This is a genomic window from Streptomyces durbertensis, from assembly GCF_014156695.1.
Taxonomy (GTDB): Bacteria; Actinomycetota; Actinomycetes; order Streptomycetales; family Streptomycetaceae; genus Streptomyces; species Streptomyces durbertensis.
The window spans coordinates 1-5,342 of record NZ_WMLF01000373.1 but is presented as its reverse complement, the minus strand read 5'-3'; the positions used below and the strand labels follow the sequence as shown (position 1 = coordinate 5,342).

Sequence of the window (5,342 nt, the reverse complement as noted above, 5' to 3'; positions counted from 1 at the left end):
TCCTTGGGGGGTTCGGTCGCGGGGGCGTGCGGGGACGCCGGGGCGCTCGCGCCGGCGGGCACGTCGGAGGGGCCGGGCGCCCCCGGGCGCGGGCCGGTCAGGTCGCCGGCCGCGTCGGCGCGCGGCCCGGTCGGGTCGGCGCGCGGCGCGGTCGCTTCGGCCGGTTCGGCGGTCGGCCGGGACGGCTGGCGCACCCCGCCGTCCTCCGGCGCGGAGGGCGCCTGGGCGCGGGCGTGCGGTATCGAGCCCTCGTCGGGTCGGACCGCCTGTCGCGGCTCGGCGCCGGGCTGCTGGGGGGTGGTCGGGTACTCCGTCACGTGCAGGGCTTCCATCCGTCCGGAGTCGTCATGGTCGTCGGCAGTTCATGAAGAGCTGGATCTCCGGCTGGACGTCGGAGCTGGCCGGCGCGAAGGTGTAGGCGTCCTCCCCGTCGACCTCGAAGCCCGCGTTCCGCACGGTCTCGCGCAGCTCGTCCCGTAGATAGCCCGATACCCGGATGTGGTTCCCGAGGAACGGGATGGAGACGTCGTCCACGTCGGCCTCCACCATGGACAGCGCGAGCAGCCCGCCGGGCCGCAGCATGCCGTGCACCATGCGCAGCGCGACGGGGATCTCCTCGCGCGGCAGCATCAGCAGGGAGAAGAACGCCGCGACGCCGTCGAAGACGCCGAGGCCGGCGCCTTCGAGGTCGGCGATGTCGAGCCGGTGGAACTCGGCGTCGGGCACCTCTCTGGCGGCGACGCGCAGCATGCCCACCGAGATGTCCACGCCGACGACGCGGTGTCCGGCGTCGGTGAGCTGCCGGGCGGTGGGCAGGCCGGTGCCGCAGCCGAGGTCCAGCACCCGGGAGCCGGGCGGCAGCCGCTCGGCGAGCCACCGGCCGGCGGCGAGCTGACCCTCCTTGTGGGGGAACGCCTCGTCGTAGCGCTCGCCGATCGCGTCGAAGGCCTCGGCCTGCCCCTCCCGGTCGATCCGGGACCGGTCAAAGGCCTCGTACGCGCCGTGCGCGTCCGTGCTGCTCACGGATGGCTCCTCCTGGGCCGGTCAGGGCCGTCGGTCCACCGCGCCGGCTGTCAGGTCTGGCAAGTCCCGTGCCGTGCTGTGGAGTTGGTCGATGTGGTTGCGTGCGGTCCGGAGGCTGATCCTACGGTCAGTGTCCCGGGCGGGATCAAGAGGCGCACCCGGCGCCTGTGCGGTCCCAGTCGGCGGGAAGCCCGGGCACCGGCCATCCGGGGTCCGGCCGCCAGTGCTCCCAGCCGTCCGCGAAGGGCGACCCCCACTCTCGTACCACCGCCAGCGCCCGCTCACCAGCCGCTCTCACCCGTTCGGCCTGCACGGGATCCATCAGTCCGGCCCGCTGGGCCTGCCGGAACTCGTCCTCGTCGCGCCACCGCCAGCTGCGGTCGGGGTAGACGTCGATGTCGAGGAAGTGGTCCTCCGAGTCGACGCCGCCCGACCAGCGGGCCAGCGGCTCCTCCAGATTCACATACCAGTTTTTGAACCGCCAGCCGCGCTCCCAGAACAGCCACACCGACCAGGGCTCGCCCGGCCTGGCCAGCTTCAGCACGCCGGTGCCCGACCAGTGCGCCCGGACGGTGGTGCGCGGCTTGGTGTACCGGGTGGCGAGCGGTTCCATATGGACGGGGGTGCCGTCGGCGAGCTGCGGCTTCACGCAGGCGGTGCCCGGCGCCATCCACACGGCGAGCAGCCGGGGGCTGTCCTGGACGACCGTCACCGGCCGGCAGATGTGCGGATGCCGGTGGCCGTTCGCCCGGTAGCGCCACAGGATGTGGCTGCCCGGGGCCCACCTCACGGTCCCCGCCCGGCTCTCCTCGGGGTGCTCGATCTCCGCTGTCATTCGCGGATACTACCCAGCCGGGTGGTTCACGCCGGCGGCGCCGGGCGGCGACGCGCCCGGCGCATGCCGCCGTCCGCGCGCCCCCGGTCGCGCCCCCGTGGCGCGCCGCGGTCGCGCCACGGGCCCCGCCTCAGGGGCGGGTCATGCGCAGCACGTCCAGCGCCTCGTCCAACTGCTCCAGCGTCAGCTCGCCGCGCTCCACGAAGCCCGCGTCGAGCACCGCCTGCCGGATCGTCTTGCGCTCGGCCAGCGCCGCCTTCGCCACCTGGGCGGCGGCCTCGTAGCCGATGTGGCGGTTGAGCGGGGTGACGACGGACGGGGAGGACTCCGCGTACTCCCTGGCCCGCTCCACGTTGGCGGTGACGCCGTCCACCGTGCGGTCCGCGAGCAGCCGGGAGGCGTTGGCCAGCAGCCGCACGGACTCCAGCACGTTCTTCGCCATCACCGGCAGCATCACGTTCAGCTCGAAGTTGCCGGAGGCGCCCGCCCAGCTCACCGTGGCGTCGTTGCCGACGACCTGCGCGGCGACCATCAGCACGGCCTCGGGCACCACCGGGTTCACCTTGCCCGGCATGATCGACGAGCCCGGCTGGAGGTCCGGCAGGTTGATCTCGGCCAGACCCGTGCGCGGACCGGAGGCCATCCACCGCAGATCGTTCGAGATCTTGGTGAGGCCGACGGCGACCGTGCGGAGCTGCCCGGACGTCTCCACCAGGCCGTCGCGCGCCCCCTGCGCCTCGAAGTGGTCCCGCGCCTCGGTGAGCGGCAGCCCGGTCAGCCGGGCCAGCTCCTCGATCACGGCGGCGGAGAAGCCGGGCGGGGTGTTGATGCCGGTGCCGACGGCCGTACCACCCAGCGGCAGCTCCGCCAGCCGGGGCAGCGCGGACTCCAGGCGCTCCACACCCCGGTCGACCTGCGCCGCGTAGCCGCCGAACTCCTGACCGAGCGTCACCGGGGTCGCGTCCATCAGATGCGTGCGCCCCGACTTCACCACCGTGTCGAACTCCGCCGCCTTGCGGCCGAGCGCCGCCGACAGGTGCCGCAGCGCCGGGATCAGGTCGCCGGTGACGGCGGCGGTCGCCGCGACGTGGATGGAGGAAGGGAAGACGTCGTTGGAGGACTGGCTGGCGTTGACGTGGTCGTTGGGGTGGACGGGCCGGCCCAGCCGCTCGGTGGCCAGCGTGGCCAGCACCTCGTTCATGTTCATGTTGGAGGAGGTGCCGGAGCCGGTCTGGAAGACGTCCACCGGGAAGTGGTCGTCCCAGCGGCCCTCCGCGACTTCCCCGGCCGCCTCGGCGATCGCGGCGGCCATGTCCGCCTCCAGCACGCCGAGCCGCGCGTTGACGGTCGCCGCCGCCGCCTTCACCTGCGCGAGCGCCCGCAGATGCGCGCGTTCCAACCGTTGCCCCGAAAGAGGGAAGTTCTCCACCGCGCGCTGGGTCTGCGCGCGCCACCGGGCGGCGGCGGGCACCCGCACCTCGCCCATCGAGTCGTGTTCGATCCGGTAGTCAGCCTCGTCGCTCATGCCCCCGAGCGTACGGGCGCGGCACACCGGGCCGCCGCCCAACCCGCCCGGCGGCGGGGCGGGTTCGACGGCGGCGACGGCGGTCGAGGGCGCCTGGATCAGGCCTGCGGGCGGACCGGGATCGAGGTCACGAACGGCTGCGCCGGGCCCGGGTCGGTGAAGAAGTCGTTCCCCTTGTCGTCGACGACGATGAACGCAGGGAAGTCCTCCACCTCGATCTTCCAGACCGCCTCCATGCCCAGCTCCTGGTACTCCAGGACCTCCACCTTCTTGATGCAGTCCTGGGCGAGCCGGGCGGCGGGACCGCCGATCGAGCCGAGGTAGAAGCCGCCGTACGCCTTGCACGCCTCGGTGACCTGCTTGCTGCGGTTGCCCTTCGCCAGCATCACGAACGAGCCGCCCGCCGCCTGGAACCGGTCGACGTAGGCGTCCATGCGGCCGGCCGTCGTCGGGCCGAAGGAGCCGGAGGCGTAGCCCTCGGGGGTCTTCGCCGGGCCGGCGTAGTAGACGGCGTGGTCGCGCAGGTACGCGGGCATCTCCTCGCCGGCGTCCAGCCGCTCCTTGATCTTGGCGTGCGCGATGTCCCGCGCCACCACCAGCGGACCGGTCAGCGACAGCCGCGTCTTCACCGGGTGCTTGCTCAGCTCGGCGCGGATCTCGTCCATCGGCCGGTTCAGGTCGATGCGCACCACGTCGCCGTTCTGCGACGCGGACTCCGCCAGCTCCTCGTCGGTGGTGTCCGGCAGGAACCGGGCCGGGTCCCGCTCCAGCTGCTCCAGGAACACGCCCTCGGCGGTGATCTTCGCCTTGGCCTGCCGGTCCGCCGAGCAGGACACCGCGATCGCCACCGGGCACGAGGCGCCGTGCCGGGGCAGCCGGACCACCCGCACGTCGTGGCAGAAGTACTTGCCGCCGAACTGCGCGCCGATGCCGATGCGCTGCGTCAGCTCGAAGACCTTCTCCTCCAGCTCCTTGTCCCGGAAGCCGTGACCGGCCGGCGAACCCTCGGCGGGCAGCTCGTCCAGGTAGTGCGCGGAGGCGTACTTGGCGGTCTTGAGCGCGTACTCGGCGCTGGTGCCGCCGACCACGATCGCCAGGTGGTAGGGCGGGCAGGCGGCCGTGCCCAGCGAGCGGATCTTCTCCTCCAGGAAGCGCATCATGGCGGTCTCGTTCAGCACCGCCTTCGTCTCCTGGTACAGGAACGACTTGTTCGCCGAGCCGCCGCCCTTGGCCATGAAGAGGAACTTGTACGCGTCGCCGTCCGTCGCGTACAGCTCGATCTGCGCCGGCAGGTTGCTGCCGGTGTTCTTCTCCTCCCACATCGTCAGCGGCGCCATCTGCGAGTAGCGCAGGTTCAGCTGCGTGTACGCGTCGTAGACGCCGCGCGACAGGGCCTCCTCGTCGCGGCCGGAGGTGAGCACCTGCTGGCCGCGCTTGCCCATCACGATCGCGGTACCGGTGTCCTGGCACATCGGCAGCACACCGGCGGCGGCGATGTTCGCGTTCTTCAGCAGGTCCAGCGCCACGAACTTGTCGTTCGCGCTGGCCTCCGGGTCGTCCAGGATGCGCCGCAGCTGCGCGAGGTGCGCCGGCCGCAGGTAGTGCGAGATGTCGTGCATCGCCTCGGCGGCGAGCTTGCGCAGGGCCTCGGGCTCGACCTTCAGGAACGTCCGGCCGTCCGCCTCGAAGGTGCTGACCCCCTCGCTCGTCACGAGCCGGTACGGAGTGTCGTCCTCGCCGAGCGGAAGCAGGTCGGTGTAGGAGAACTCGGGGTGGGCTGCCATCGGAGTGACTCTCTTCTTCCTCTCGACACTTCGCGCGGCTCCCGGCGAGGAGCGCGTCTCACAGCGTAGAACGCCCGGAAGCCGGCCGGTCTGTGAGGTCAGGCTCACCTGCCGCCGGCCGGGCCTCGGCGACGGCACTCAGGGGCGGCCCTCAGGGTGGGGTGCGGGTCGGATG

General features: G+C 72.6%; 4 protein-coding genes and 1 pseudogene. All 5 read right to left on the bottom strand.

The genetic code is table 11. From position 1 onward, the window contains the following. A pseudogene (locus GL263_RS20610) lies at positions 1 to 332 on the bottom strand (hypothetical protein); the annotation flags it as partial. A gap of 13 nt (positions 333 to 345) precedes the next feature. Next, positions 346 to 1,023: a class I SAM-dependent DNA methyltransferase gene (locus tag GL263_RS20605; RefSeq protein WP_182857218.1), complete on the bottom strand. Its 678-nt coding sequence runs from the start codon at positions 1,021 to 1,023 to the stop codon at positions 346 to 348. A 145-nt stretch (positions 1,024 to 1,168) separates the two neighbouring features. Next, positions 1,169 to 1,858, bottom strand: a complete 690-nt coding sequence (gene fomD / locus GL263_RS20600; RefSeq protein WP_182857217.1) for a cytidylyl-2-hydroxypropylphosphonate hydrolase — start codon at positions 1,856 to 1,858, stop codon at positions 1,169 to 1,171. Between the two features lie 130 nt (positions 1,859 to 1,988). Continuing rightward, positions 1,989 to 3,383, bottom strand: coding sequence for a class II fumarate hydratase (locus GL263_RS20595; protein WP_182857216.1), 1,395 nt, complete (start codon positions 3,381 to 3,383; stop codon positions 1,989 to 1,991). 98 nt (positions 3,384 to 3,481) lie between these two features. Further along, positions 3,482 to 5,167, bottom strand: a complete 1,686-nt coding sequence (locus tag GL263_RS20590; protein WP_182857215.1) for a fumarate hydratase — start codon at positions 5,165 to 5,167, stop codon at positions 3,482 to 3,484. Between the last annotated feature and the right edge of the window lie 175 nt (positions 5,168 to 5,342).